This is a genomic window from Noviherbaspirillum sp. (genome assembly GCF_035254685.1).
Taxonomy (GTDB): domain Bacteria; phylum Pseudomonadota; class Gammaproteobacteria; order Burkholderiales; family Burkholderiaceae_D; genus Noviherbaspirillum.
The window spans coordinates 151,088-174,340 of record NZ_DATFAI010000052.1 but is presented as its reverse complement, the minus strand read 5'-3'; the positions used below and the strand labels follow the sequence as shown (position 1 = coordinate 174,340).

22 protein-coding genes are annotated in these 23,253 nt (G+C 59.9%); 7 read left to right on the top strand and 15 right to left on the bottom strand.

The window, feature by feature from the left end:
- Nucleotides 1-75: 75 nt before the first annotated feature.
- From hemW to VJ698_RS23090, 5 genes are all read right to left on the bottom strand, one after another.
- Nucleotides 76-1,326, bottom strand: coding sequence for a radical SAM family heme chaperone HemW (gene hemW, locus VJ698_RS23110; protein WP_324105171.1), 1,251 nt, complete (start codon nt 1,324-1,326; stop codon nt 76-78).
- The gene (gene rdgB / locus VJ698_RS23105; protein ID WP_324105170.1) at nt 1,323-1,907 is read right to left on the bottom strand and encodes an RdgB/HAM1 family non-canonical purine NTP pyrophosphatase; all 585 of its coding nucleotides are present in this window, start codon (nt 1,905-1,907) and stop codon (nt 1,323-1,325) included. Before rdgB ends, hemW begins: the two co-directional genes overlap by 4 nt.
- Before the next feature lie 244 nt (nt 1,908-2,151).
- A complete protein-coding gene (gene rph, locus VJ698_RS23100; RefSeq protein ID WP_324105169.1) occupies nt 2,152-2,886 on the bottom strand; it encodes a ribonuclease PH in 735 nt (244 codons plus the stop codon).
- Nucleotides 2,887-2,889: 3 nt separating this feature from the next.
- On the bottom strand, nt 2,890-3,828 hold the full coding sequence (locus VJ698_RS23095; protein WP_324105168.1) for a PP2C family serine/threonine-protein phosphatase: 939 nt from the start codon (nt 3,826-3,828) through the stop codon (nt 2,890-2,892).
- Nucleotides 3,829-3,840: 12 nt separating this feature from the next.
- A complete protein-coding gene (locus tag VJ698_RS23090; RefSeq protein WP_324105167.1) occupies nt 3,841-4,857 on the bottom strand; it encodes a serine/threonine-protein kinase in 1,017 nt (338 codons plus the stop codon).
- A 92-nt stretch (nt 4,858-4,949) separates the two neighbouring features.
- Here VJ698_RS23090 and VJ698_RS23085 point away from each other — a divergent pair, with 92 nt between their 5' ends.
- From VJ698_RS23085 to VJ698_RS23070, 4 genes are read left to right on the top strand one after another with little or no spacing between them, the layout of a single operon-like run.
- The gene (locus VJ698_RS23085; RefSeq protein ID WP_324105166.1) at nt 4,950-5,864 is read left to right on the top strand and encodes a YicC/YloC family endoribonuclease; all 915 of its coding nucleotides are present in this window, start codon (nt 4,950-4,952) and stop codon (nt 5,862-5,864) included.
- A gap of 18 nt (nt 5,865-5,882) precedes the next feature.
- A complete protein-coding gene (gene gmk, locus VJ698_RS23080) occupies nt 5,883-6,527 on the top strand; it encodes a guanylate kinase (RefSeq protein WP_324105199.1) in 645 nt (214 codons plus the stop codon).
- A gap of 23 nt (nt 6,528-6,550) precedes the next feature.
- Nucleotides 6,551-6,754, top strand: coding sequence for a DNA-directed RNA polymerase subunit omega (gene rpoZ, locus VJ698_RS23075; protein ID WP_019140733.1), 204 nt, complete (start codon nt 6,551-6,553; stop codon nt 6,752-6,754).
- A 37-nt stretch (nt 6,755-6,791) separates the two neighbouring features.
- The gene (locus VJ698_RS23070; protein WP_324105165.1) at nt 6,792-9,062 is read left to right on the top strand and encodes a bifunctional (p)ppGpp synthetase/guanosine-3',5'-bis(diphosphate) 3'-pyrophosphohydrolase; all 2,271 of its coding nucleotides are present in this window, start codon (nt 6,792-6,794) and stop codon (nt 9,060-9,062) included.
- 98 nt (nt 9,063-9,160) lie between these two features.
- Here the strand turns inward: VJ698_RS23070 and VJ698_RS23065 are convergent, their stop codons facing one another.
- The 4 genes from VJ698_RS23065 to VJ698_RS23050 form a co-directional block, all read right to left on the bottom strand.
- Nucleotides 9,161-10,501 (bottom strand): DUF3422 domain-containing protein, encoded by a 1,341-nt coding sequence (locus tag VJ698_RS23065; RefSeq protein ID WP_324105198.1) that lies wholly within the window; start codon nt 10,499-10,501, stop codon nt 9,161-9,163.
- A gap of 116 nt (nt 10,502-10,617) precedes the next feature.
- On the bottom strand, nt 10,618-11,169 hold the full coding sequence (gene greB / locus VJ698_RS23060) for a transcription elongation factor GreB (RefSeq protein ID WP_324105164.1): 552 nt from the start codon (nt 11,167-11,169) through the stop codon (nt 10,618-10,620).
- A gap of 66 nt (nt 11,170-11,235) precedes the next feature.
- Nucleotides 11,236-12,522: an EAL and HDOD domain-containing protein gene (locus VJ698_RS23055; protein ID WP_324105163.1), complete on the bottom strand. Its 1,287-nt coding sequence runs from the start codon at nt 12,520-12,522 to the stop codon at nt 11,236-11,238.
- 182 nt (nt 12,523-12,704) lie between these two features.
- Nucleotides 12,705-13,622, bottom strand: coding sequence for a 23S rRNA (adenine(2030)-N(6))-methyltransferase RlmJ (locus VJ698_RS23050; protein WP_324105162.1), 918 nt, complete (start codon nt 13,620-13,622; stop codon nt 12,705-12,707).
- A 177-nt stretch (nt 13,623-13,799) separates the two neighbouring features.
- On the opposite strand from VJ698_RS23050, the gene VJ698_RS23045 reads away from it, so the two are divergent.
- Nucleotides 13,800-13,955, top strand: coding sequence for a hypothetical protein (locus tag VJ698_RS23045; RefSeq protein ID WP_324105161.1), 156 nt, complete (start codon nt 13,800-13,802; stop codon nt 13,953-13,955).
- 111 nt (nt 13,956-14,066) lie between these two features.
- Here the strand turns inward: VJ698_RS23045 and aceA are convergent, their stop codons facing one another.
- Nucleotides 14,067-15,377 (bottom strand): isocitrate lyase, encoded by a 1,311-nt coding sequence (gene aceA, locus VJ698_RS23040; RefSeq protein WP_324105160.1) that lies wholly within the window; start codon nt 15,375-15,377, stop codon nt 14,067-14,069.
- Nucleotides 15,378-15,837: 460 nt separating this feature from the next.
- Between aceA and VJ698_RS23035 the strand changes: the two genes are divergently transcribed.
- Nucleotides 15,838-16,890, top strand: coding sequence for a DMT family transporter (locus VJ698_RS23035; RefSeq protein ID WP_324105159.1), 1,053 nt, complete (start codon nt 15,838-15,840; stop codon nt 16,888-16,890).
- Between the two features lie 6 nt (nt 16,891-16,896).
- Here VJ698_RS23035 and VJ698_RS23030 read toward each other — a convergent pair whose 3' ends face one another.
- From VJ698_RS23030 to VJ698_RS23015, 4 genes are all read right to left on the bottom strand, one after another.
- Nucleotides 16,897-17,097: a DUF2892 domain-containing protein gene (locus tag VJ698_RS23030; RefSeq protein ID WP_324105158.1), complete on the bottom strand. Its 201-nt coding sequence runs from the start codon at nt 17,095-17,097 to the stop codon at nt 16,897-16,899.
- A gap of 90 nt (nt 17,098-17,187) precedes the next feature.
- Complete coding sequence (locus VJ698_RS23025) at nt 17,188-17,844, bottom strand: Crp/Fnr family transcriptional regulator (protein ID WP_324105157.1); 657 nt, start codon at nt 17,842-17,844, stop codon at nt 17,188-17,190.
- A gap of 8 nt (nt 17,845-17,852) precedes the next feature.
- Complete coding sequence (gene rraA / locus VJ698_RS23020; RefSeq protein ID WP_324105156.1) at nt 17,853-18,347, bottom strand: ribonuclease E activity regulator RraA; 495 nt, start codon at nt 18,345-18,347, stop codon at nt 17,853-17,855.
- 97 nt (nt 18,348-18,444) lie between these two features.
- Nucleotides 18,445-19,674, bottom strand: coding sequence for an MFS transporter (locus VJ698_RS23015; RefSeq protein WP_324105155.1), 1,230 nt, complete (start codon nt 19,672-19,674; stop codon nt 18,445-18,447).
- A 117-nt stretch (nt 19,675-19,791) separates the two neighbouring features.
- Here VJ698_RS23015 and VJ698_RS23010 point away from each other — a divergent pair, with 117 nt between their 5' ends.
- Nucleotides 19,792-20,583, top strand: a complete 792-nt coding sequence (locus tag VJ698_RS23010) for a helix-turn-helix transcriptional regulator (protein WP_324105154.1) — start codon at nt 19,792-19,794, stop codon at nt 20,581-20,583.
- A gap of 60 nt (nt 20,584-20,643) precedes the next feature.
- On the opposite strand, the gene clpB is transcribed toward VJ698_RS23010, so the two are convergent.
- Complete coding sequence (gene clpB / locus VJ698_RS23005) at nt 20,644-23,241, bottom strand: ATP-dependent chaperone ClpB (protein ID WP_324105153.1); 2,598 nt, start codon at nt 23,239-23,241, stop codon at nt 20,644-20,646.
- Between the last annotated feature and the right edge of the window lie 12 nt (nt 23,242-23,253).

The window sequence follows — 23,253 nt, the reverse complement described above, 5'->3', positions numbered from 1 at the left end:
ATCCACCCTCTGCCCGTTTTGTGCAGTGCGCATTATACCCAAGTCGGGCGCGATTGCCCTCTCACTGCGCGCAAATTAATTCAGGAACATCTGTTGCAGGTCGTTCAGAAAGCGGCGCCCCAGCTCCGTCGGCTTGATGATCTTGTAGTCGCGATAGAGCAAGCCTTTCGCTTCCGCTGCGTTGAGCGCCTTTTCGATCACGTTCAGCGTCAGCCCAGTGCGTTCGGCGAACAGGTTGGCTTCGAAGCCATTGGTCAGCCTCAGGGCATTGAGCATGAATTCAAACCCAAGGTCGTTCCGCCCGACTTCAAATTCTTCCTGCGCCGGCCGCCCGGCCTGGACGTGCTCCATGTAGGCCTTCGGCTGTTTGTAGCGCATCTGCCGCACGATCCGGTGCGGAAACGAAATCTTCGAATGCGCGCCGGCGCCGATGCCGAGGTAATCCCCGAACTGCCAGTAATTCAGGTTGTGCCGCGCCTGCCTGCCCGGCTGCGCGTAGGCTGATACCTCGTAGTGCTCGTACCCGGCAGCAACGGTCAGTTCCTCGATCATGTCCTGCATCTCGGCGCTGGCGTCGTCGTCCGGTACGACGGGTGGATGCTTGGCGAAATAGGTGTTCGGCTCCAGCGTGAGGTGGTAGAGTGACAGGTGCGGCGGTGTGAAACCGATTGCGGCCTGCACATCCCGGCGTGCCTCTTCCAGCGTCTGCGACGGCAGCGCGTACATCAGGTCGAGGTTGAAGTTGTCGAAATTCGCCTGCGCGATCTCGACGGCCTTGCGCGCTTCATTGTCGTCATGGATGCGGCCGAGCGCCTGCAGGTGGCGTATGTTGAAACTCTGGATGCCAATCGAAAGGCGGTTCACGCCGCTCTCGCGGTAGGACTTGAACTTGTCGGCCTCGAAGGTGCCCGGATTCGCCTCCATCGTGATCTCGACTGCGCCGTCAAGCGGCAGCAGGGTGCGGATGTCGGACAGCAGCCGGTCGAGGCCGGCGGCCGACATGAGGCTCGGCGTGCCGCCCCCGATGAATATCGTGTAGATTCGGCGGCCCCAGATGAGCGGCATCGCCTGTTCGAGGTCGGCGCGCAGCGCGGCGAGGTAATCTTCCTCCGGGAAGCCACCCGTCACTTCATGTGAATTGAAATCGCAGTACGGGCACTTGCGCACGCACCACGGGAAATGCACATACAGCGCCAAGGGTGGCAAGGCGCCCAGATGCAGCATGCCGGGTTTCAGGAAGGCGGAAGCAACGTCTGTGGATGCGGCCGGCGCGTCCTTCGTGCTGCTTGCGCCGTTCCCCGGCGTAACGGGTTTGATCGGAATCATCGTAATTTTTCAACCAATGCGCGCAAGGCTTGCCCGCGATGCGACAGCCGGTTCTTCTCCTCGGCCGAGAGCTCGGCGACGGTCTTGCCCTGCGCAGGCAACCAGAAATACGGGTCGTAGCCGAAGCCGCCCTGCCCGCGCGGCTCGGCAATGATTTCGCCGTCCCAGCGGCCTTCGGCAATCACCGGCCGCGGATCATCGGCGTGGCGCACGAACACCAGCACGCAGTAATAGTAGGCCGACTTGTCCTGGTGCGCGGCGAGGTCCGCCACGAGCTTTTCGTTGTTGCGCGCATCGGATTTCGGCTCACCGGCATAACGCGCCGAGATTACACCTGGCGCGCCGCCAAGCGCATTCGCACACACGCCGGAATCGTCCGCCAGCGCAGGCAAGCCGGTGATGCGCGCGGCATGGCGCGCCTTGGCCAGCGCGTTCTCCACGAAAGTCAGGTGCGGCTCCTCTGCTTCAGGCACATTGAATTCACCCTGTGCATGAATTTCAAAACCAATAGGCGCCAGCATCTCGCCGAATTCCTTCAGCTTGCCGGCATTGTTCGATGCGAGAACGAGACGTTGAGTCATGCGAGTTCATTGAAAAGAAGGATGTCCACGAAAGACACGAAAAGCACGAAAATTTGCAAGGGCTTCGACATACGCCACGACAGGATTTTTGTGCCTTATGCGTCTATTGGGCCACGGGATTTTTGTTCAATATGAATGTCCACGGAAAACACGAAAAACACGGAAAATTCTCATAGTGTAGGTCCAAGACATTGATGAGTTTTCGTGTTTTTCGTGTTTTCCGTGGACAAAATGGTCTTGCAGTTCAGCTCACCAAACCCAAGGTCGTCTTCTGCAGGCTGATCAGTTCGAAGATACCTTGTTGCGCGAGGTCGAGCAGTCTGTTCATGGTGGCGCGGTCGAATGCCGCCCCTTCGGCGGTGCCTTGTACTTCGACAAAGTGGCCGGCATCGGTCATCACCACGTTCATATCGGTATCGCAGCCGGAATCTTCAAGGTAGTCGAGGTCAAGCACCGGCACACCGCGATAGACGCCGACGGAAATGGCTGCGACAAAATGCTTGAGCGGAATCGCGGTGACGATGTTGTCGCGCACCAGTTTGCTGAAGGCATCATGGGCGGCGACCATGGCGCCGGTGATGGCGGCGGTGCGAGTGCCACCGTCGGCCTGGATCACGTCGCAATCGAGGTGCAGAGTGCGCTCGCCAAAGGCTTCGAGGTCGAATGCGGCGCGCAGCGAGCGGCCAATCAGGCGCTGGATTTCCTGCGTGCGGCCAGACTGCTTGCCCTTGGCCGCTTCGCGGTCCATACGGGAGTGCGTGGAGCGCGGCAGCATGCCGTACTCTGCGGTCAGCCAACCCTGCCCTTTTCCTTTCAGGAACGGCGGGACTTTCTCTTCGATGCTCGCGGTGCAGATCACCTTGGTATCGCCAAACTCCACCAGCACCGAGCCTTCGGCGTGCTTGGTGTAATGACGCGTCAGACGGACAGGACGCAGGGCATCGGCGGGACGCCCGCTCGGACGGATTTCAGACTGCATGGATTAGCCTTGATTTTTGGAAGTTACTCGGGAAGTTTTTTCGATGGCGCCACGGATCTCTTCGATCGCCTTCTCGATTTCGGTGTCGTTGAAGACATCGGCGCCCTCGAGATCGGCATGGCGCGGCGCCTGGATGGTCGTCGTCACGCTGCCGATCGGCAAGGTATGGGTCATGATCGTGTTGGGCGACTCCTGCAACGTGGTCGCCCCCTCCCACATCATCGCCAGCGCGGTCACGTTGTCACTGCTCTTGCCCGCAATACCGGTTGCGGTGGCGAGCAGTTCCGGCACGGCGCGTACCACGGTGTTCGTTGCCAGAGTGTCCGCCAGGACGTGGTCCGGCAGCACCGACCATAAACCATCAGAACAGAGCAGAATCACGTCACCCGGTTGCAGGCTGGCGCGACGCGACAGCTCGACGATGGGCATGTTCGGCGCGCCGAGGCAATTGAACAACTTGTTGCGCTCCGGGTGTGTGTCGCGCTCCGAAGGATCGACCTTGCCCTGTGCGATCAGGGTTTCGATGCGCGAATGGTCGCGCGTCCGCGCCAGGATCTGCCCACGCCGCATCCAGTACAGGCGAGAATCGCCGCAATGCGCCCAAAAGGCGTTGTTATGCTGGACGAGGCAGGCGACGATCGTGGTACGCGGCGTTTCCGGCAGGTTGTTGATCGCGCGATAACGATGGATCTCGCGATGCGCGGCGAAGAAGCTCTCTTCGAGAAATTTCTCCGGCTTCTTCACATAAGGATTTGCATTCTGCTGGAACAGCGAGCCGATGGTCTGCAGTGCAATCGTCGCCGCCATTTCGCCCTGGATGTGGCCACCCATGCCGTCGGCCAGCACCAGCAGCAGCGCATCTCGCGTGAAGCTGTAGCCCATGCGGTCCTGGTTGTTCCTGCGGCCGCCGATATGGCTTTCTTGATAGACGGAAAATCGCATTCGCTAGCCGTTTCAACGAGTATTAACGGTGTTCTGCTGGAGTGTGGTGTTGCCGGAATGCGACTGTTTGCCAATGCCGCTGAACAGGCCGCGCAGCTTGCTGGCCATCTTTTCCACCAGGTCTGCTTCCTTCTTCTCCGGCACCGGTTCTCGCAGGGCCTTCTGCAGCGCAAACACGCTTTGGGGTCGCTCCAGCGGCTCGATGCGCAGCGCCCAGCGGATCACCTGGATCAGTTCGCGCGAATACATGCCTTCGAGCTTGCGGAAATGATCATCCATCTTGTCATTGGCCTTGCGCTGGTCGGCCGGCTGCGGCGGCGCGCCAACCATGCAGGCAAACATCGAGGCGCCGATGCTGTAAATGTCCGTCCATGGACCGAGGTTGCCGTTCTTTGCATACAGTTCCGGCGGCGCGAAGCCGGGCGTGTACATCGGGTACAGCTTCGGCATGTCAGTCTTGAGCGTCTGCCGTGCGGCGCCGAAATCGAGCAAGATCGGCGTACCGTCCATGCGCAGGTAAATGTTGGCCGGTTTCAGGTCGAGGTGCAGCAGCTTGTTGGCATGCACCTCGCGCAGGCCATTCATCACCTGGTTGAACATTTTGCGGATGAACCGTTCCGACACTAGAGGCCGCTCGCCCTTGTCTCGCCGCCGCAAGATATGATCCTGCAAGGAACGTCCAGACTCATAGGCCATGACCATGTATACGGTGTCGTTGGCACGGAAGAAATTGATGACGCTGACCACGTTCGGGTGGGAAATGCGGGCAAGCGCCCTGCCTTCCTCGAAAAAGCACTTCAAGCCGATTCGAAAGACCGGCAGGTTTTCTGCCGAAATCGCGGGAACCAGTTCGCCCGGCTGGCGCAACACCAGCGAGCTGGGGAGGTATTCCTTGATCGCAACGGCGTTGCCATCCTCATCGTACGCCAGATAGACAATACTGAACCCGCCGGACGCAATCTTCTTTACAATGCGGTATCCAGCGATTTCGAGTCCGTCCGGCAATGGTGCATTGTTTTGCGCGGCCATTTTGTCCTTAGCAGTGATACAAAGAAATGCACAGGCATTCTTTCCGGATTGTCTTGAGAAATCAGTGATTTGTAAAGCAAAAGGACTGAACCTTGAGTATAAGCAGCATGACCGGATACGCGGTCGCCACGCGCGAAACTGCTGCCGGAACCATTACCGTGGAGCTGAAAAGCGTCAACTCCCGCTTCCTGGACCTGCAATTTCGCATCAATGACGAATTGCGCGCCGTTGAACCCGCGTTGCGTGAAGCCATCATGGCACGGGTCCAACGCGGAAAGGTAGAGTGTCGCCTCAGTTTCGGACGCAAGGTAGCTTCCGGAAGTGCGCTCAATCTCAACCCGCCGCTGCTGACCGGGTTGGCGCAATTGCAACATCAGGTGCGCCAGCACTTCCCGAACGCGCCGGTCATGTCGGTCAACGAAGTGCTACGCTGGCCCGGCGTCATCGAGGAGCCCGAGATCACACAGGAGACCTTGCAGGCGGACATCCAGTCCGTCCTGGCGGTTGCGCTTGACGCCTTTGTTGAAACACGCACCCGCGAAGGCGCCGCCCTGCAGGCAATGCTGCTGACACGCATCGATGACATGGAAGCCATCGTCGAACGGATCACTCCGCTCATTCCGCAGGCGATCGCGCAGTTCCAGCAGAAAGCGACGGAACGCATGCGGGAAGCGCTCGGCCTGGCCACGCAAAACGGCACTACGCCGCCGCAGAATGTTTCTACGGACGACGCGCTGGAACGCATCCGCCAGGAAGTGACGCTGTATGGCATTCGCATCGACGTGGCGGAAGAATTGTCGCGCCTGTCCGCACACTTGGCCGAGACCCGCCAGATCCTGAAAAAAGGCGGCCAGGTCGGCAAGCGGCTCGATTTCATGATGCAGGAACTCAACCGGGAAGCCAATACGGTCGGCTCCAAGGCTGCGATCAAGGACTTGTCCGATGCCTCGATGGCAATGAAGCTGCTGATTGAACAGATGCGCGAACAAGTTCAGAATTTGGAGTAAGCCTTGACAGACAAACTCATGCCCGAAGCGCCCACTTCTGCCGGAAGCCTGTTCATGGTGGTCGCGCCCTCCGGCGCCGGCAAATCCACCCTCGTCAACGCTCTGCTGGCGCAGGAACCGGCCATCAAATTATCGATTTCCTTCACGACGCGCGCACCGCGGTCGGCGGAACAACATGGCCGCGAATATTACTTCACCACAGTCGAAGATTTTCTGAAACGGCGCGAAGCCGGGGAATTTTTGGAATCCGCTGAAGTCCACGGTAACTATTACGGAACCTCGCGACTCCTGATCGAGGAACAGATGAAGGCCGGCACCGACGTCCTGCTGGAAATTGACTGGCAAGGCGCGCAGCAGGTCAGGAAGCAATTCCCGCACGCGGTCGGCATCTTCATCCTGCCGCCTTCGATTGCTGCCCTGGAGGAGCGATTGAAGAAGCGCGGACAAGACGAGCCGAACGTGATCACGCGCCGGATTCTGGCTGCCGGCGGCGAAATCGCCCACGCGTCGGAGTTCGAATATGTTATTATTAATCAAGAGTTTGCGACCGCTTTGTCTGAATTGACTGCCATTGTCAAAGCGACCCGGTGTCGCTTCAACCAGCAAGCTGCACGCAACGCGTCCCTGTTCGCCCAGCTCGGCATCCATGCCAGTTTGAGCTGATATCGTCTTTTTCAGGAGTATCCATGGCCCGTATCACTATCGAAGATTGTCTCAAGCAAATCCCGAATCGTTTCCAGCTGACCCTCGCTGCCACCTATCGCGCCCGTCAACTGCTCCAAGGCCACACACCGAAGGTCGAAGCCAAGGACAAACCGACCGTCATCGCGTTGCGCGAGATTGCATCTGGCAAGGTCGGGCTGGAAATGCTGAAGAAAGTCCCAAGTTAAGTCACACCAAATGCCATGCGGCTGATATGCTTGAAGTATGAACCTGACACCTGCAGATTCAACAGTATCAGTCGCTTCCGCTAGCCGGGCGACACAGGATCGCCCGACCTCAAAAAACGTCGACCAGCCCTCCAAGCCCGAGAGCGGCGCCCCTCAGACCGCCAGCGTCGCCACGGTCACCCACCTCATCAACAAACTGTCCGAGTACCTCTCGCCTTCAGACATGAAGAAGGTGAAGGAAGCGTACCGGTTTTCCGATGAGCGACACCTGGGCCAGATCCGCAAGTCTGGCGAGCCTTACATTTCCCATCCGATTGCCGTCGCGGAAATCTGTGCCGACTGGAAGCTCGACGCGCAGGCCATCATGGCCGCCCTCCTCCACGACGTCATGGAAGACACCGCCGTCAAGAAGGATGAGCTGATCGAACGCTTCGGCGCACAAGTCGCAACGCTGGTCGATGGATTGTCCAAGCTGGACAAGATCGAGTTCCAGAGCCAGATCGAGGCGCAGGCGGAAAATTTCCGCAAGATGTTGCTGGCAATGGCGCGCGACGTACGGGTCATTCTCGTCAAGCTGGCCGACCGCCTGCACAATATGCGCACCCTGGGATTCATGATCCCGGAAAAGAAGCGCCGCATCGCGCGCGAGACCATGGAAGTGTACGTGCCGATCGCGCACCGCCTTGGCCTGAACAACATCTATCGCGAGCTGCAGGATCTCTCATTCGCCCATCTCTATCCGCTGCGCTACCGTACCTTGTCGAAGGCGGTCAAGGCTGCGCGAGGCAACCGGCGCGAAGTGGTGAGCAAGATCATGGAGTCGGTCAAGAACACGCTGGCCGCCACCGGCATCCCTGCGCAGGTGTATGGCCGCGAGAAGACGCTGTATGGCATTTATCGCAAGATGCGTAACAAGCACTTGTCCTTCTCGCAGGTGCTCGATGTGTACGGTTTCCGCATCGTGGTGGACAGCTTCGCGAACTGCTATGTCGCGCTCGGCACGCTGCACGCCTTGTACAAGCCTATGCCCGGCAAGTTCAAGGATTACATTGCCATCCCCAAGCTCAACGGCTACCAGTCGCTGCACACCACGCTGATCGGCCCCTACGGCACGCCGGTCGAATTCCAGATCCGCACGCAGGAAATGCATCGCGTGGCCGAGGCTGGCGTGGCGGCCCACTGGCTCTACAAGGACGAGGAAGCCAGCCTGACCGACCTGCAGCAGCGCACGCACGCGTGGCTGCAGTCGCTGCTCGACATCCAGAAGCAGACCGGTGATTCGGCGGAATTCCTGGAGCATGTGAAGGTCGACCTGTTCCCGGATTCGGTCTATGTGTTCACGCCGAAATCGACCATCATCGCGCTGCCACGTGGCGCCACGGTCCTCGATTTCGCCTACACGATCCACACCGACATCGGCGATCAGGCAATTGCCGCGCGCATTAACCATGAGCAGGCCGCCTTGCGGACCGAGCTGCGCAACGGCGACATTGTCGAAATCATTACAGCACCCTCCTCACGCCCGAGCCCGAACTGGCTCACCTTCGTTCGCACTGGAAAGGCGCGTTCAGCGATCCGGCATCATCTGCGCACAATCAACCTCGCCGAGTCCACCGAACTTGGCAAGCGGTTGCTGGCGCAAGCGCTGGCAGCGCTGCAGATCGATCCGGTGTTGCCGGATTCCGTGCTGGAAAAACTGCAGAACGAATCGAGCGCGAAATCGCTCGACGAACTCTATGCCGATATCGGCGTCGGCAAGCGCATGGCGACGCTGGTGGCGCGCCATATCCGCGGGATGATGGAAAGTGATCCGGCCTTGTCGCTGCCGCCGGTCATCGAATCGTCGCGCAAGCTGGATCCGGTGGCGATCAATGGTAACGAAGGCGTATCCGTCCAGCTCGCTGCCTGCTGCCAGCCGATCCCGGGCGACGGCATCATAGGCCAGCTCCGACGCGACCAGGGCATCATCGTGCACGCAATCGATTGCGATGTCGCAAAGCGCCAGCATGCGAAGGAACCGGACCGCTGGATCGAGCTGGTCTGGGACAAGGAACTGACGCGCCGCTTCGACTGCCGGATCAAGGTACTGGTCGCCAATGAAAAAGGCGTGCTGGCGCGTGTTGCGGCGGAGATCGGTGAGTCCGACGCCAACATCACCTACGTCGGCATGGACGACGACAGGGAAGCGTTGATGAAGCTGCTGCGCTTCACTGTCCAGGTGGAAGACCGTATCCACCTCGCGCGCCTGATGCGCAACGTGCGACGCATCCGGGGAGTGGCCCGGATCCTGCGCGAACGCAATCAGTAGGCGTTCAACGGCCAGCAGCATTCGGCATTCTGTCGCGCATAACGCAACGCCAAACGCCACCTGCTCCCTGTCATCCCGCCGAGATCGCAGCCCCCGACTCAGGCCGCATGGTGGATGCTCTTGTGCATCCGCCGCAAACCGAGCCACACGCCCGCCGCGATCAGGGGCAGCAGCAATCCGGTCGAGATATCAGGATTGACCGGCCAGCCCACTGCTTTGGCCGCCTTGCCGATGTAGCTGAACAGCCCCGCCGTGTAGTACGAGATCGCCACCACCGACAAGCCTTCCACCGCCTGCTGCAACCGCAACTGCTGCGCGGCGCGCGCATTCATCGATTCCAGGATCTGCCGGTTCTGCTTCTCCTGCACGATGCCGACGCGCGTGCGCAGCAGGTCGTTGGTATGCGCAATGCGTTCGGCCAGCGCTTCCTGGCGGCGCGCCACGGCTTCGCAGGTATGCATGGCCGGCGTCAGTCGTCGGTCCATGAACTCGCCCACCGTCGGGAAGCCTTCGATGCGCGCTTCACGCAATTCCTCGATCCGCGCATGGACCAGCCCGAAATAGGCTTTCGAGGCGGAGAAGCGATAGCTGTTTGCGAGCGAGAGCTTTTCGACGCGCGCAGCCAAGCCGGTGATGTTGCCCAGTAGAGCCTGTTCGTCATCGGTATCGGAAAGCTGGACAGCGCTCGACGTATTGACCATGGCTTCGGTCAAGGTCGCCAGCTCGCCTTCGATGGTGTTCAGCACCGGCGTCGCGCGTTGTGCATGCGGCAGTCCGAGCAGCGCCATCATCCGGTAAGTTTCAATCTCCAGCAGACGCTGCACGAGGCGACCGGCCTGCTGTTCCTGCAGGCCCACATCGCGCACCACGAAGCGGCTGAAGCCGTCTGACTGGATCAGGAAATCGGTCCAGACTTCGCCGCCCTGCAGCACCCGGCTGCCGACCAGGTTGTTGCCTTCGAAAACGCGGCGCAGGCCATGCGCAAACACGTCGACCGGGTCGCGTGTATTGTCCAGCACCACGTGCGCCGCAACCATGATCTTGCCCTGCAGTCCCATCAGCCATTCCTGCGGAAGCTGGAATAGCGGGACATGCTCGAAAGCTTCCTCGATGGACGGATTTTCCGCATGCTGTCCGGCGAAAGTGTAGGTTGCAAACTCGGTGTGGCATTCCCACTTCAGGCGGAAGCGTCCGAAATCGTGAAAGAAGTATTTGGCATCGACGCCGGGTGCCGTCACGCCGAAGTGCTTGCACAGTTCCGAAAGCACGCCATGCTGGCGCGCCTGGTTGGAGATGTTCGGGCTTACGTCGTCGCGGGCGTAGACCGCAAGGTGCGTCAGGCTCTCGGGCGCATCAAGGCGCAGGTATGGCCGGGAATGGACTTCCGCGGCAAGCGGCACGCGCGACGCATGGTTCAGGCTGGAATAAATCATGGTGATGAAATTGTTCGTGTTATGGGAAACAGCATCGCTGCGCGCAAGATCTGCAGCGCATGGAACAGCGCATCGATGAAGCGCCGGTGATGCCGCTCGAGCCTTGCGGCACGAGAACTTGTTCAGTGTGCCGGATAACTGACTTCGAGAATCGTAAGCTCGTCTACTCCGGCGGGCGTTTTGAGCACCACCGTGTCTCCCTCGCGCGCCTTGATGAGTGCGCGCGCAACCGGCGAAATCCAGCTGATCTTGCCATTCAGGGGGTCGAGTTCATCGATGCCGACAATGGTGACCGTGAACTCTTCACCCGCCTGGTTTTCATAAGTGACCGTCGCGCCGAAGTAGATCTGGTCGCTCCCGTGATGCGCACTCGGGTCAACCACTTCGGCAACGTCCAGCCGTTTGGTCAGGAATCGGATGCGGCGATCGATTTCACGCAAGCGGCGCTTTCCGTAGATGTAATCACCGTTTTCGGAACGATCACCGTTGGACGCCGCCCAGGAAACGATGCTGACCACCTCGGGCCGCTCGACGTCGATCAGGCGTAGCAATTCGTCTTTCAGGCGCTTGTGCCCGGCAGGCGTCATGTAGTTCTTCGTTCCGGCCGGAATGGCAGGCAGGGCGCCATCGACGTCGTCATCGTCATCCGATTCTTTGACAAAAGCTTTACTCATAATGCCGTATTGTATCTGCCCTGCGCCCATCTGCGCCCATCTGCGACAAGCCGCGGCGCACACCGATCAGTTCGCGTGATTCGAAATCGCACTGCTCCACTCAAACGCCGCGAGTTGCAACTCATACAGGTCCTCGCTGGAGAGTTGCAGCTTTTTCAAGAGTGCAGGGACTTTTCGCCCTGCCTCTTCGATATGCTCGATACATTCGACCAGTTTCAGCATGTCGCCAAAAATGCCACGGCGCGCGAGAAGCGCCGCCCGAACTTCATCCGTAACATGAACGCGGGCAAGCGCGTCTTTCATCGGCAACCCAAGCAGGGTGTCCATCAAGGACATGATGCCGACTGTGAAAGCGGTATCCGCCATCTCACGGTCGACCGGGCGGACCTTTTCCGCCATCAGTTCAAGCAGTTTTCCGCGGGTGGTCGCCAGGATGAATAGCGGCGACACCACGTTGCGCGACTTGCCGAATTCCGCGTAGAGCAGGATCTGCAGCCAGCGCTGCAGCCGCGTGCTTCCCAATGCCTCCAGTGCCTGCCGCAGGGAATCGATGCGCCTGCCCTTTTCCACACTGACGAGGCGCAGCAGCATCAACCCGAGCGACGCATCGCGCTTGATGCTGCGTTCCAGCTCGCCCGTATCTGCATTCGAGATGATCTGCGCCATCAGGCGCATGATCGTCATCTGGGAAGGTGACAGCTTCTTTCCCGTCAGGACATATGGTTTCGCGAAATAATATCCCTGGAAATAATCGAAGCCGAGTTCCAGGCAGGTTTCGTACTGCGCCAGGTTCTCGACTTTTTCCGCCAGCAATTTTTTCCTGGCGCGCCTGAACTTTTCGCTCAGGCGGGAAAGGTCATCGGGACCAACGCCGCTGATGTCGACCTTGATCAACTCGACCAGGGGCAGCAGCCTCTGCACATCGTCCGAATCCGCGATCACATCGTCTAGCGCAAACACATAGCCGCTGGCCGACAGCTCCTCGATGCGTGTAATGAGGCGATCCGTCACCCGCACTGTTTCAAGGATTTCGAGGACCACGCCCTGACGTGGGAGAAACTGGATGAAGTCGCTCATCAGCACGGTGGCATCGACGTTGATGAAGGCGCTCGACGCGCCGATGACGTTCTCCATGCCAAGCTCGGATGCATGGGCGATCACGGCGGCGGTGGCCGCGACGTCATCCGTGACATTGGCGGGGCCGGCCGCGGCGTTACGGAACAGGAGTTCGTAGGCAAAGAGTTCCTGGTCGCGGGTGAGGATAGGTTGTCGTGCCAGGAAGAATTCCCGTCCGGGTTGGGAATGCGTGAAGGTGTCTATCTCCGGCGAGGTATTGGAAACAAAGTCGTCCATTACGCGGTACAGAGTCTCTTGTCGAGATGGTTCTCCGCCCGGATGAGATCCTGCCTCGGAAAGACGTCACGCCTCAGGCGGAATTAAGCGGGTTGTCCCCTTCTATGATTGACAATCGTTTCAATGATTCAAATGGCTTACATATGTTACGAGATGCCGGAGGGATCCTGCGGCATAGGGATTCAGGCACGACGAGCGCTACGCGGCGCCTCGTTCCCTGCGCCGGTCTCCAGCGTGAACCCGGCCCCGGCATCCTGTCCGAGCACCTTTACCAGGTATGGCATCAGTTCGCGCAGCATCGGCTCCAGGGTCCACGGCGGGTTGATGATAAACATGCCGCTGCTGTGCAAGCCGAAGCCATCCGGCGATGGCGAGCTGATCGACAGCGTCACATTCAGCCAGTCCTTGCACGGTAAACGCTTCAGCTTGTCGGGAAGCTGACGCGACTCCATGCGATTGAGTACGGGATACCACACTGCATACATGCCCGTCGCGAATCGCCCCAGCGCGTCGACCAGGGTTTCCTTCACGCGCCGGTAGTCGTCCTTCACTTCGTAGGGCGGGTCGATCAGGATGAGCCCGCGGCGCGACGGCGGCGGCAGCAGGGATTTCAGGCCTTCAAAGCCGTCCCCCTTCTGGATCATGACCCGCTTGCCGCGCACCGCAGGCCGGTGGCCCTGTGCGCCGCCTTGTTCTTCCAGCTTGCGGAAGTTGTCCGCGAGAATACGGCTGTCGCTCGGATGCAATTCAAACAAACGGATCCTGTCCTGCTCGCGCGCAACCTGATACGCGCAGTAAGGCGAACCGGGGTAGTAACGCATCCTGCCGTCCGGGTTCATTTCCTTGATGAGGCCAACGTAATCGGCCAGCGCGGGCGGGAGGTCCGTGCGGCTCCACAGGTGGCTGATACCGGTCTGGTATTCGGCGCTTTTGGCCGCATACCCAGTGTCAAGCGCGTAGAGACCGGCTCCGGCATGCGTATCGATGACCATGTAGGGCGCATCCTTCTGACCGAGATAACGCAGCAGCTGGATAAGCACAATGTGCTTCAGCACGTCGGCATGATTGCCTGCATGGAAGGCGTGGCGATAACTCAACATGGGAATGCCCGGGAGGAGAATGGGAAAGGGCGCCCATTGTAACAGCCGGCACCACTTCCCTTCAGCATGCCTGCATGGCGCAGGCAAAAACAGCTTCGTCGAAGCCTCGCGACAAGGAAAAGATCCAGTCGACTCGAATGTTTTAATCGGTAGTGCTATTAAGCAATATAGTGCTGCATGCAACAGCTCCGGGAATCATATCCGGGCTGGAAGCCGCTGGAGCACATCTCGACCTATCGAGGAACCTGGTATGACCCCGAGGCCGTCAATGCCTGCATTCGCCTGTTCCGCGAGAAGCGGTATTCGTTTGAAGCGCGAACCGACAGGCACTGAGCCGCCACGTCGGTCCGGCGCGCCAATCCGGAACGCCCAATAAAAAACCCGCCGTGCAATGCAGGCGGGTTTTCTGCTGCCATGCCGCCAAAGCGGCATGCGCCGTAAGGATCAGTGGAACTGCTCTTCTTCGGTCGAGCCGGTCAGGGCCTTCACGGAAGACGAACCGCCCTGGATCACGGTGGTCACGTCGTCGAAGTAGCCTGCGCCGACTTCCTGCTGGTGCGACACGAAGGTGTAACCCAGTTCGCGTGCCTTGAATTCCGGCTCCTGCACCATGTTCACGTAGTGCTTCATGCCTTCGCCGCGAGCGTACGCGTGGGCGAACTGGAAGGTGTTGAACCAGTTGACATGGATGCCGGCCAGCGTGATGAACTGATACTTGTAGCCCAGTTCGGACAGCTTGTCCTGGAATTCCGCAATCGTCTTGTCGTCCAGGTTCTTCTTCCAGTTGAAGGACGGCGAGCAGTTGTAGGACAGCAGCTTGCCAGGGCATGCAGCGTGCACGGCTTGTGCGAATTCACGGGCAAAGCCGAGGTCCGGCGTGCCGGTTTCGCACCAGACGAGGTCAGCATACGGTGCGTAGGCAACGCCGCGGCTGATAGCTTGCTCAAGGCCGTTCTTGACGCGATAGAAGCCTTCCTGGGTGCGCTCACCCGTGAGGAACGGCTTGTCGTTGGCATCATGATCCGAGGTGATCAGGTTGGCTGCTTCTGCATCGGTACGTGCCAGGACGATGGTCGGAACGCCCATGACGTCAGAGGCGAAGCGCGCAGAAACCAGCTTCTCGATCGCTTCCTGGGTCGGAACCAGCACCTTGCCGCCCATGTGACCGCACTTCTTCACTGCAGCCAGCTGGTCTTCGAAGTGCACGCCGGAAGCGCCAGCGGCAATCATGTTCTTCATCAGTTCGAAGGCGTTCAGCACGCCGCCGAAACCGGCTTCAGCGTCAGCAACGATCGGCAGGAAGTAGTCGATGAAGCCTTCATCGCCCGGGTTGATGCCGCGCGACCACTGGATTTCGTCAGCGCGCTTGAAGGTGTTGTTGATGCGGCGAACCATGGTCGGCACGGAGTCGTAGGCATACAGCGACTGGTCGGGATACATGGTTTCGGAGGTGTTGCCGTCGGCGGCGACTTGCCAGCCGGAGAGGTAGACGGCTTCCAGGCCGGCCTTGGCCTGCTGCATTGCCTGGCCTGCGGTGATCGCGCCGAAGGCGTTCACATAGCCCTTCTTCGCGCCGCCATTGATCTTCTGCCACAGCTTCTCGGCGCCGCGCTTGGCCAGGGTGTGCTCGATCGGCAAGGAGCCGCGCAGACGGACGACGTCTTCAGCGGAGTAGTTGCGCTTGATGCCTTTCCAGCGCGGGTTTTCAGCCCAGTCCTTCTTCAGTGCCTGAATTTGCTGTTCGCGAGATGCCATGGTTATTCTCCTTGGTAAAACCGGTGAAAAGAAAAAAGAAAGCTCGATGGGGAAATAATAGGCGTTTTTTTGCGAGGCAACAAGGTCTTATATAAGACATATAAGTAAAATCTTTTTCTTTTAATTCATATACTTAATGTTTGTATTTTGCGATACGAAACGTTTTTTCTTAAAATGAAACAAGATTGTGATGCTTCGCGTCGTGATTTTTCGCAATGCGAAATCCTGTTTACGGCATGTGAAATCGTCTCCTTGGATGCTCAAAAACTGCACCAGATCAATTTCCTGAGCACTCGCCAGTGAAGACCTTACGCACCTTTCCAATGCCCTGCAGGAAATCCGGCAGGAGGAAATGCGCATGCGACGAGCACACCCACCGATGCCGGACAAGTGATCCAAGGCGTGGCATAGTATCAGAGACCACAATGAAACAAGGCAGCGCCTGATCGCCGCCAACCCCATGAATACAGGCATGACCTATGCGTTGCTCGCCGCGCTGCTGTTCGGCGCCAGCACTCCTTTTGCGAAACTGCTGATCGGGCAGATCGAACCGGTCCTGCTCGCCGCCCTGCTTTATCTCGGCAGCGGCATCGGATTGAGTTTGTGGCGCTTGCTGCGTCGCTTGGCCGGCCGCAGCGCCGACAGCGGCGCCTCACTGACGGCCTCGGATCTGCCATGGCTCGCAGGGGCGGTGTTCGCGGGAGGTATCGTCGGACCCGTGCTGCTGATGACGGGCTTGCGTTATGTGAGCGGAGCCACGGCATCCCTTCTGCTGAACATGGAAGGCGTGCTGACGGCACTCATCGCCTGGTTCGTGTTCCGCGAGCACTTCGACCGACGCATTTTCATCGGCATGGTGTTCATCATTAGCGCCGGCGTCCTGCTCGCAGGCGGAAACGAATATGCGCTGGACGCGTCATGGGGTGCGCTTTGCGTCGTCGCAGCCTGCCTGTGCTGGGCGATCGACAACAATCTCACGCGCAAGGTCTCGGCGAGCGATGCCGTGCAGATCGCAGCCGTGAAGGGCCTGGTTGCAGGCATCGTCAATCTGGCATTCGCCTTGTTCTGGCTTGGACTACCGATACCCACGCCAGTCGAATTCGCCACCGCCGGTCTTATCGGCTTCTCCGGCTACGGCCTCAGCCTGGTGCTGTTCGTTCTTGCATTGCGCCACCTTGGAACGGCACGGACGGGAGCCTACTTTTCGACAGCGCCCTTCGCCGGCGCGATCATCGCATTGCTGATGCTGGGCGAACAGCCCGATCCCGTTTTCTGGATTGCGGCAGCGCTGATGGTTGTCGGCATCTGGCTGCACCTGACCGAAACGCATGAGCACATGCACAGCCACACGGCGCTATCGCACACGCATTCGCACCGCCATGACGAACACCATCAGCATGCGCACGACTTCGTCTGGGATGGCAAGGAGCCGCACACTCATCCGCATGAGCATGCGCCGCTCACGCATCGCCACCCGCATTTCCCGGACATCCACCATCGTCACCGGCATTGAGGATGTCTATTGCTGTTGCCGCTTGCAGGTATTGATACCGAACAGCGTGTAGAGCGGGCACCAGTTCATCAGCGCGGTGACCAGCGGGACAAAGCCCAGCAGGCCCCACCACCTGGCGTCGCCTTGCAGGATGAAGAACAGGCTGAACAGCACGAGTGCAAGCACCAGCCTCACAGACTTGTCTGCTTTTCCGACGTTCGGGTTCATGGAATTCTCCGTTGCTCATGGAAACGCAACCAGAATATCGCTGCGAACGCGGATTGTATGTAACCCAGGTTACAGAAGAATTTTTACCGGCTAGCGCGTGTTGGCGAGCGCGCGCAGGCGGGCCGGATCAGCTAGCGTGATCTTTCCTCGCCCCAATATCACGAGTCCCTGGTGCGCAAAATCATCCAGTACCCGACTGATCATTTCGCGCACGGTTCCGAGTTCATCGGCGAGCTGCTGATGCGTCACGGCGATCTGCGAATCACTCTCATAGGCCAGAAGCGCCGCCGCCAGCCGCACGTCGAGGCGCAGGGTGGCGATCTCCTCCACCAGCTCCATCGTATTGACGAGGCGATCTGCCAGCGCGCGAAACATGGCGTTGCGGAATGCGGCCTGCGATGCCATGCACTCTATGAACAGCGCGACCGGCATGAGGATCATTTGGGTCGAACCGAAGGTTACGCCGCTGGCCGGATAGCGGCCGCCGCCAAGCATGCAGCCGAGAGAAAGGATGCACGGCTCGGATGGCGTTACGCGGTACAGCTCGATGCGGCGGCCATTGGCGAGATCCTTGAACACCCGCACGCTGCCTGTGAGAATGATGGGCAGGCCGGCGCAATCGGAATTCTTTTCGAATACCTTTGTTCCGGGAGGCAATTCAATGACGGGCTGCCTCGATAGCTGCTGCAGCACGTCTTCAGGCAAGGACTGAAGCAGCGGCTGGGTCGACAGGCTGGCGGGGCTCATGGACTTGCTCAGGCGAGATCCTCGCTCGAGACCAGCACGCCGTCCGCATCAGCGTAAATCCAGTTGCCCGGCCTGATCGTCACGCCAGCGATCGATACGGCAATGTCACGGTCGCCCACACCCTTGCGGATGCTGCGCTGCGGATGCGTCGCCAGCGCGCGCATGCCGATGTCGCAGGAATTGATTTCGTCGGAGTCGCGGATGCAGCCGTTGACGATGATGCCCGCCCAACCGTTCTTCTCAGCCAGTACGCCCAGGTTGCCGCCGACCAGCGCGCAACGAAGGCTGCCGCCGCCATCAACCACGAGAACCCGGCCATTGCCCGGCGTCTCGAGCGTGGACCTCACCAGCACATTGTCTTCGAAGACCTTCAGCGTCGCAGCCTGGCCCGAAAACGCCTCGCGCTTGCCGAACTTCTGGAAGATCGGCGGCAGCACGGAAAGCGTTCCCGCGGCGATCTTGTCTTCGTTGGCATCGCAAATGTCGCATGTCGCAAAACTCATTGAATTCTCCCCGTCATGAAATAATCAGAATTGTAAGCGAGACGGGCAACAAAAAAGCCACCGTAACTTGCGGTGGCTTTCCTTCAAACTTGCGGTATCAGGCGGCAGCCGCAGTTTTCGCGTTTCTCGCGGTATTCGTCCCGACACCCACCGCAGTGACGATCGCCATGCTCTGGAAGATGCCGATCCCGATGAACACCCACGCAGGATGATCGGCATCCATCAGTGCGCCGAACAGTAGCGGCGCCATGGACAAGCCAATGTCGAGCCCCGAGTACACCACGCCATACACACGTCCGGTCGCATTCTTCGGCGCAGCAGCCCGGATCAGGAGATCGCGCGACGGCCCTGCGATGCCCGCACCAAAGCCGATGGCACCCATCAGCACCACGGCCATCATGGGCGGCACAACGCCGGCGGCGACCACCAGCGCAAACAGGCCAGCCGCTGTAAACGCGAAGGCGATGGTGCGTTCATGGCGCATGGTTTTCGCTGCGAGGAATCCTCCCCACACCATGCCCGCCGCCGACGCCAGCATGTAGGCTGTATAGCCCGCCGTCGCGGAAGCGAGCGACATGCCGTACAGCGCGCGCAGGCTGGAGGAGGAAAAGCTCTGGATGCCGCCGAGCGCCATCGCCGTGATGAAGAAGAACGCGAAGCACATCCACACGGCCGGCAAGCGCATGAAGTCCAGCACATGGCCGCTGCCCGCCTCCGCATGCTTCGCCGCCGACCTGTGTTCATCGGTGCGCAGAACATCGCGGTAGACAAACATCAGCAGCAGCACCGCAAACGCCACGAAGGAAGCCGAGAACAGCGCCACGCGCCAGCTGGACAGGCCGGCGATCGAGGTGAGGAAGACCGGTGCCGCGGCCCAACCGAGGTTGCCGGTGATACCATGCATGGAAAACGCATGCCCCAGGCGTGCCGTCGATACGCGCTTGTTGAGCAAGGTGTAGTCGGCCGGGTGGAACACGCTGTTGCCCATGCCGGCAAGCATGGAGCCAGCCAGCAGCATCGGATAATTCTGCGCCTGCGACAGCAGCAGCGCCGACAGCCCGAGCAGGCCGATCCCACAAAACAGCACTCGGTGTGCGCCAACGCGATCGACCACGAAACCCGCGAGCGCCTGCCCGATCGCTGACACCACGAAAAAGACGGTCATCAGCAACCCAAGCTCCGCGTATGACAGGCTGAACGCCGTCTTCAGCCACGGGAACAGTGGCGCGAGGATCAAGTGGAAGAAATGCGATATACCATGGGCGATGCCTACCAGGCCAATCACCTGGGCATCCTGGCGGAGGGAAGGAACAGCGGCTGTCGTCATTGTGCTCTCGGCTGGCTAAATCATGCGGAAAGTCTAAGCAAAACCATATCGTCTGTTTTAAGATAGAACGACAATTTTTATCGCGTTCCCGCCAAGACGTAAAACCACTCCATTGCCATGGCAATCGTACCGGTCAACCATACCCGCCCGCATCTTCCCGGCACTACGCCCACGCCAAAGCGGCCAGTACGCCTTGTCGCCCGCGACCTCGATGCATCCGAACTGCTCGCCGCGCATCGACATGCCTGGGGCCAGGTCACCTATGCGCTCGACGGCGTGGTGCGCGTAACAGTCGGCAACAGCACATGGATCGTTCCGCCGATGCGCGCCATCTGGATACCGCCGCGCGCATTGCATGAAGTTGCAACCCTGGAAAAGGCAAAACTTCGCGCGCTCTACGTCCATGCCGATATCGCCCCATTCAAGGGTGAAGAGTGTGAAGTCCTGGAAGTCTCAGCGCTGCTGCGCGAACTGATCGTTGCGTTCGCACAGGTGCAGGCAGGCGAAGCGCGCGAGTCCATGCTGGCAACGCTGATCGTCGATGAGCTGGCGCGCTCGCGCACGCAGCCGATCCGGGTGGCGCTGCCGACCGATAAGCGGCTGAAGGCGCTGTGCGAAATGCTGATTGCCGATCCCGCATCGCCGCTCACGCTGGACGAGTTCGCCGTACGGGTCGGCGCTTCCGCCCGTACGCTGGCCCGCCTGTTCGAACGGGAACTGGGCATGAGCTTCAGCCAGTGGCGCCAGCAGATGCGGCTGGCACACGCAGCGCCGCTCATCGCCCGCGGTCTGCCCTTGTCGCACGTGGCATCCGAACTTGGCTACGCCAGCCAGTCGGCATTCTCTGCGATGTTCAAGAAGACGTTCGGGCAATCACCCTCGTCCTTCTTTGCCCGCAAGGAATCGTAAGGCGCAAAAAGAAAGACCACCCGCAGGTGGCCTTCCATCCTTGCAGAGAACGTTTGCGCCTTACTTGACGGTGCCCTTTTCGAACACCAGCTCGTTGCCGCGAGTCGTCACCGCAATCGCGTCCTTCGGCCCGAACTTGCCTTCGAGGATCAGTTTCGACAACGGATTTTCGATCTGCTGCTGCACCGCGCGCTTCAGCGGACGTGCGCCATAAACAGGATCGAAACCGGCCTCGGCGATCTTCTGCAGCGCGGCGTCGGCGACTTCCAGCCGCATGTCCATCTTGGCGAGGCGTTGCTCCAGTACTTGCAGCTGGATGCGCGCGATCGCACCGATGTGTTTCTCGTCGAGCGCATGGAATACTACAATCTCGTCCACGCGGTTGACGAACTCGGGCCGGAAATGGCTCTTCACTTCCGCCATCACAGCCAGCTTCACCAGCGCCGGATCGCTGTCTTCCATCGACTGGATCTTGTGCGAACCGAGGTTGGAGGTCATCACGATCACGGTGTTCTTGAAGTCCACGGTGCGTCCCTGGCCATCAGTCATGCGCCCATCGTCCAACACTTGCAGCAGCACGTTGAACACGTCGGCATGCGCCTTCTCGATCTCGTCGAGCAGGATCACGCTGTACGGCTTGCGGCGCACGGCTTCCGTCAGGTAGCCGCCCTCTTCATATCCGACATAGCCCGGCGGCGCGCCAATCAGGCGTGCGACCGAATGCTTCTCCATGAACTCGCTCATGTCGAGCCGGATCAGTGCCTCTTCCGTGTCGAACAGGAAGGAAGCCAGCGCCTTGCACAACTCGGTCTTGCCCACACCGGTCGGGCCGAGGAACATGAATGAGCCATACGGACGGTTCGGATCGGCGAGGCCGGCACGCGAGCGACGGATCGCATCCGACACCGCCACGATCGCCTCGTCCTGGCCGACCACGCGCTTGTGCAGTTCCGCTTCCATGTGAAGCAACTTATCGCGCTCACCCTGCATCATCTTGGAAACCGGAATGCCGGTTGCGCGCGACACCACTTCGGCGATTTCGTCCGCGCCGACCTGGGTACGCACCAGCTTGCGCTGGTCGCGCTGCTTTTCCTCGTCGACATCCTTGTCGGCCTGCTTGAGCAGCGCTTCCAGCTGCGGCAGCCTGCCGTACTGCAGTTCGGACATCTTCTGCCAGTCGCCCTTGCGCTTGGCCTCTTCCATCTGCAGCTTGACCTGCTCGATCTCCTCCTTGATCGCCTGGGTGCCCTGCACCGCCGACTTCTCGGCTTTCCAGATTTCTTCCAGGTCGGCGTATTCGCGCTCAAGGCGATGGATCTCCTCCTCGATCAGGCCGAGGCGCTTCTGCGATGCTTCGTCAGTTTCCTTGCGCACCGCTTCGCGCTCGATCTTCAGCTGGATCAGCCGGCGGTCGAGCTTGTCCATCACTTCCGGCTTGGAATCGATTTCGATCTTGATCTTCGATGCGGCTTCGTCGATCAAGTCGATGGCCTTGTCTGGCAGAAAGCGATCGGTGATATAGCGGTGCGACAGCTCCGCTGCCGCGACGATTGCCGGGTCGGTGATCTCGACACCGTGGTGCACTTCATATTTCTCCTGCAGGCCGCGCAGGATTGCGATGGTAGCTTCCACGCTCGGTTCTTCCACCATGATCTTCTGGAAGCGGCGTTCCAGCGCGGCATCCTTCTCGACGTACTTGCGATACTCGTCGAGTGTGGTCGCGCCGATGCAATGTAGTTCGCCGCGGGCCAGCGCCGGCTTCAACATGTTGCCGGCATCGATCGCGCCCTCGGCCTTGCCCGCGCCGACCATGGTATGCAGCTCGTCGATGAAGACGATGGTCTGACCCTGATCCTGTGCCATTTCCTTGAGCACCGCCTTCAGGCGTTCCTCGAACTCGCCGCGGTACTTCGCGCCAGCGAGCAAGGCGGCCATATCGAGCGACAGAACGCGCTTGCCCTTCAGGCTCTCCGGCACTTCGCCGTTGACGATGCGTTGCGCGAGCCCTTCGACGATCGCAGTCTTGCCTACGCCCGGTTCGCCGATGAGCACCGGATTGTTCTTGGTGCGGCGCTGCAGTACCTGGATCGCGCGGCGGATTTCATCGTCGCGGCCAATCACCGGGTCGAGTTTGCCGGCGCGAGCACGTTCGGTCAGGTCGAGCGTATATTTCTTGAGGGCTTCGCGTTGGCCTTCGGCATCCGCCGAGTTCACGTTGCCACCACCGCGCACGGCGGTAATGGCCGCTTCGAGGGCCTTGCGCGTCAGTCCGTTTTCGCGGGCAAGCCGGCCGGCCTCCGACTTGTCTTCGGTCAGGGCGAGCAGCACCATTTCACTGGCGATGAACTGGTCGCCGCGTTTCTGCGCTTCCTTGTCGGCCAGGTTCAGCAGTGCAACGGTCTCGCGCCCGATCTGCACTTCGCCGCCGGTGCCGGACACTTTAGGCAGACGTTCCAGCGCACTTTTCAGGCCGTTCTGCAGGCCGCCGACGTTCACGCCGGCTCGCTGCAACAAGGAGCGCGCGCCGCCATCCTCCTGGTTCAGGAGGGCGATCAGAACGTGCGCCGGTTCAATGTATTGGTTATCATTGCCGACTGCCTGGCTTTGGGCATCGGCAAGAGCTTCTTGCAACTTGGTTGTCAGTTTGTCGAGACGCATGGAATCTTCTCC

Bases quoted from the DNA above. Each gene is read 5' to 3' on its own strand.
- hemW (WP_324105171.1), bottom strand. From the start codon at position 1,326: ATGATTCCGATCAAACCCGTTACGCCGGGGAACGGCGCAAGCAGCACG.
- rdgB (WP_324105170.1), bottom strand. From the start codon at position 1,907: ATGACTCAACGTCTCGTTCTCGCATCGAACAATGCCGGCAAGCTGAAG.
- rph (WP_324105169.1), bottom strand. From the start codon at position 2,886: ATGCAGTCTGAAATCCGTCCGAGCGGGCGTCCCGCCGATGCCCTGCGT.
- VJ698_RS23095 (WP_324105168.1), bottom strand. From the start codon at position 3,828: ATGCGATTTTCCGTCTATCAAGAAAGCCATATCGGCGGCCGCAGGAAC.
- VJ698_RS23090 (WP_324105167.1), bottom strand. From the start codon at position 4,857: ATGGCCGCGCAAAACAATGCACCATTGCCGGACGGACTCGAAATCGCT.
- gmk (WP_324105199.1), top strand. From the start codon at position 5,883: ATGCCCGAAGCGCCCACTTCTGCCGGAAGCCTGTTCATGGTGGTCGCG.
- rpoZ (WP_019140733.1), top strand. From the start codon at position 6,551: ATGGCCCGTATCACTATCGAAGATTGTCTCAAGCAAATCCCGAATCGT.
- VJ698_RS23070 (WP_324105165.1), top strand. From the start codon at position 6,792: ATGAACCTGACACCTGCAGATTCAACAGTATCAGTCGCTTCCGCTAGC.
- greB (WP_324105164.1), bottom strand. From the start codon at position 11,169: ATGAGTAAAGCTTTTGTCAAAGAATCGGATGACGATGACGACGTCGAT.
- VJ698_RS23055 (WP_324105163.1), bottom strand. From the start codon at position 12,522: ATGGACGACTTTGTTTCCAATACCTCGCCGGAGATAGACACCTTCACG.
- VJ698_RS23050 (WP_324105162.1), bottom strand. From the start codon at position 13,622: ATGTTGAGTTATCGCCACGCCTTCCATGCAGGCAATCATGCCGACGTG.
- VJ698_RS23045 (WP_324105161.1), top strand. From the start codon at position 13,800: ATGCAACAGCTCCGGGAATCATATCCGGGCTGGAAGCCGCTGGAGCAC.
- aceA (WP_324105160.1), bottom strand. From the start codon at position 15,377: ATGGCATCTCGCGAACAGCAAATTCAGGCACTGAAGAAGGACTGGGCT.
- VJ698_RS23035 (WP_324105159.1), top strand. From the start codon at position 15,838: ATGAATACAGGCATGACCTATGCGTTGCTCGCCGCGCTGCTGTTCGGC.
- VJ698_RS23030 (WP_324105158.1), bottom strand. From the start codon at position 17,097: ATGAACCCGAACGTCGGAAAAGCAGACAAGTCTGTGAGGCTGGTGCTT.
- VJ698_RS23025 (WP_324105157.1), bottom strand. From the start codon at position 17,844: ATGAGCCCCGCCAGCCTGTCGACCCAGCCGCTGCTTCAGTCCTTGCCT.
- rraA (WP_324105156.1), bottom strand. From the start codon at position 18,347: ATGAGTTTTGCGACATGCGACATTTGCGATGCCAACGAAGACAAGATC.
- VJ698_RS23015 (WP_324105155.1), bottom strand. From the start codon at position 19,674: ATGACGACAGCCGCTGTTCCTTCCCTCCGCCAGGATGCCCAGGTGATT.
- VJ698_RS23010 (WP_324105154.1), top strand. From the start codon at position 19,792: ATGGCAATCGTACCGGTCAACCATACCCGCCCGCATCTTCCCGGCACT.
- clpB (WP_324105153.1), bottom strand. From the start codon at position 23,241: ATGCGTCTCGACAAACTGACAACCAAGTTGCAAGAAGCTCTTGCCGAT.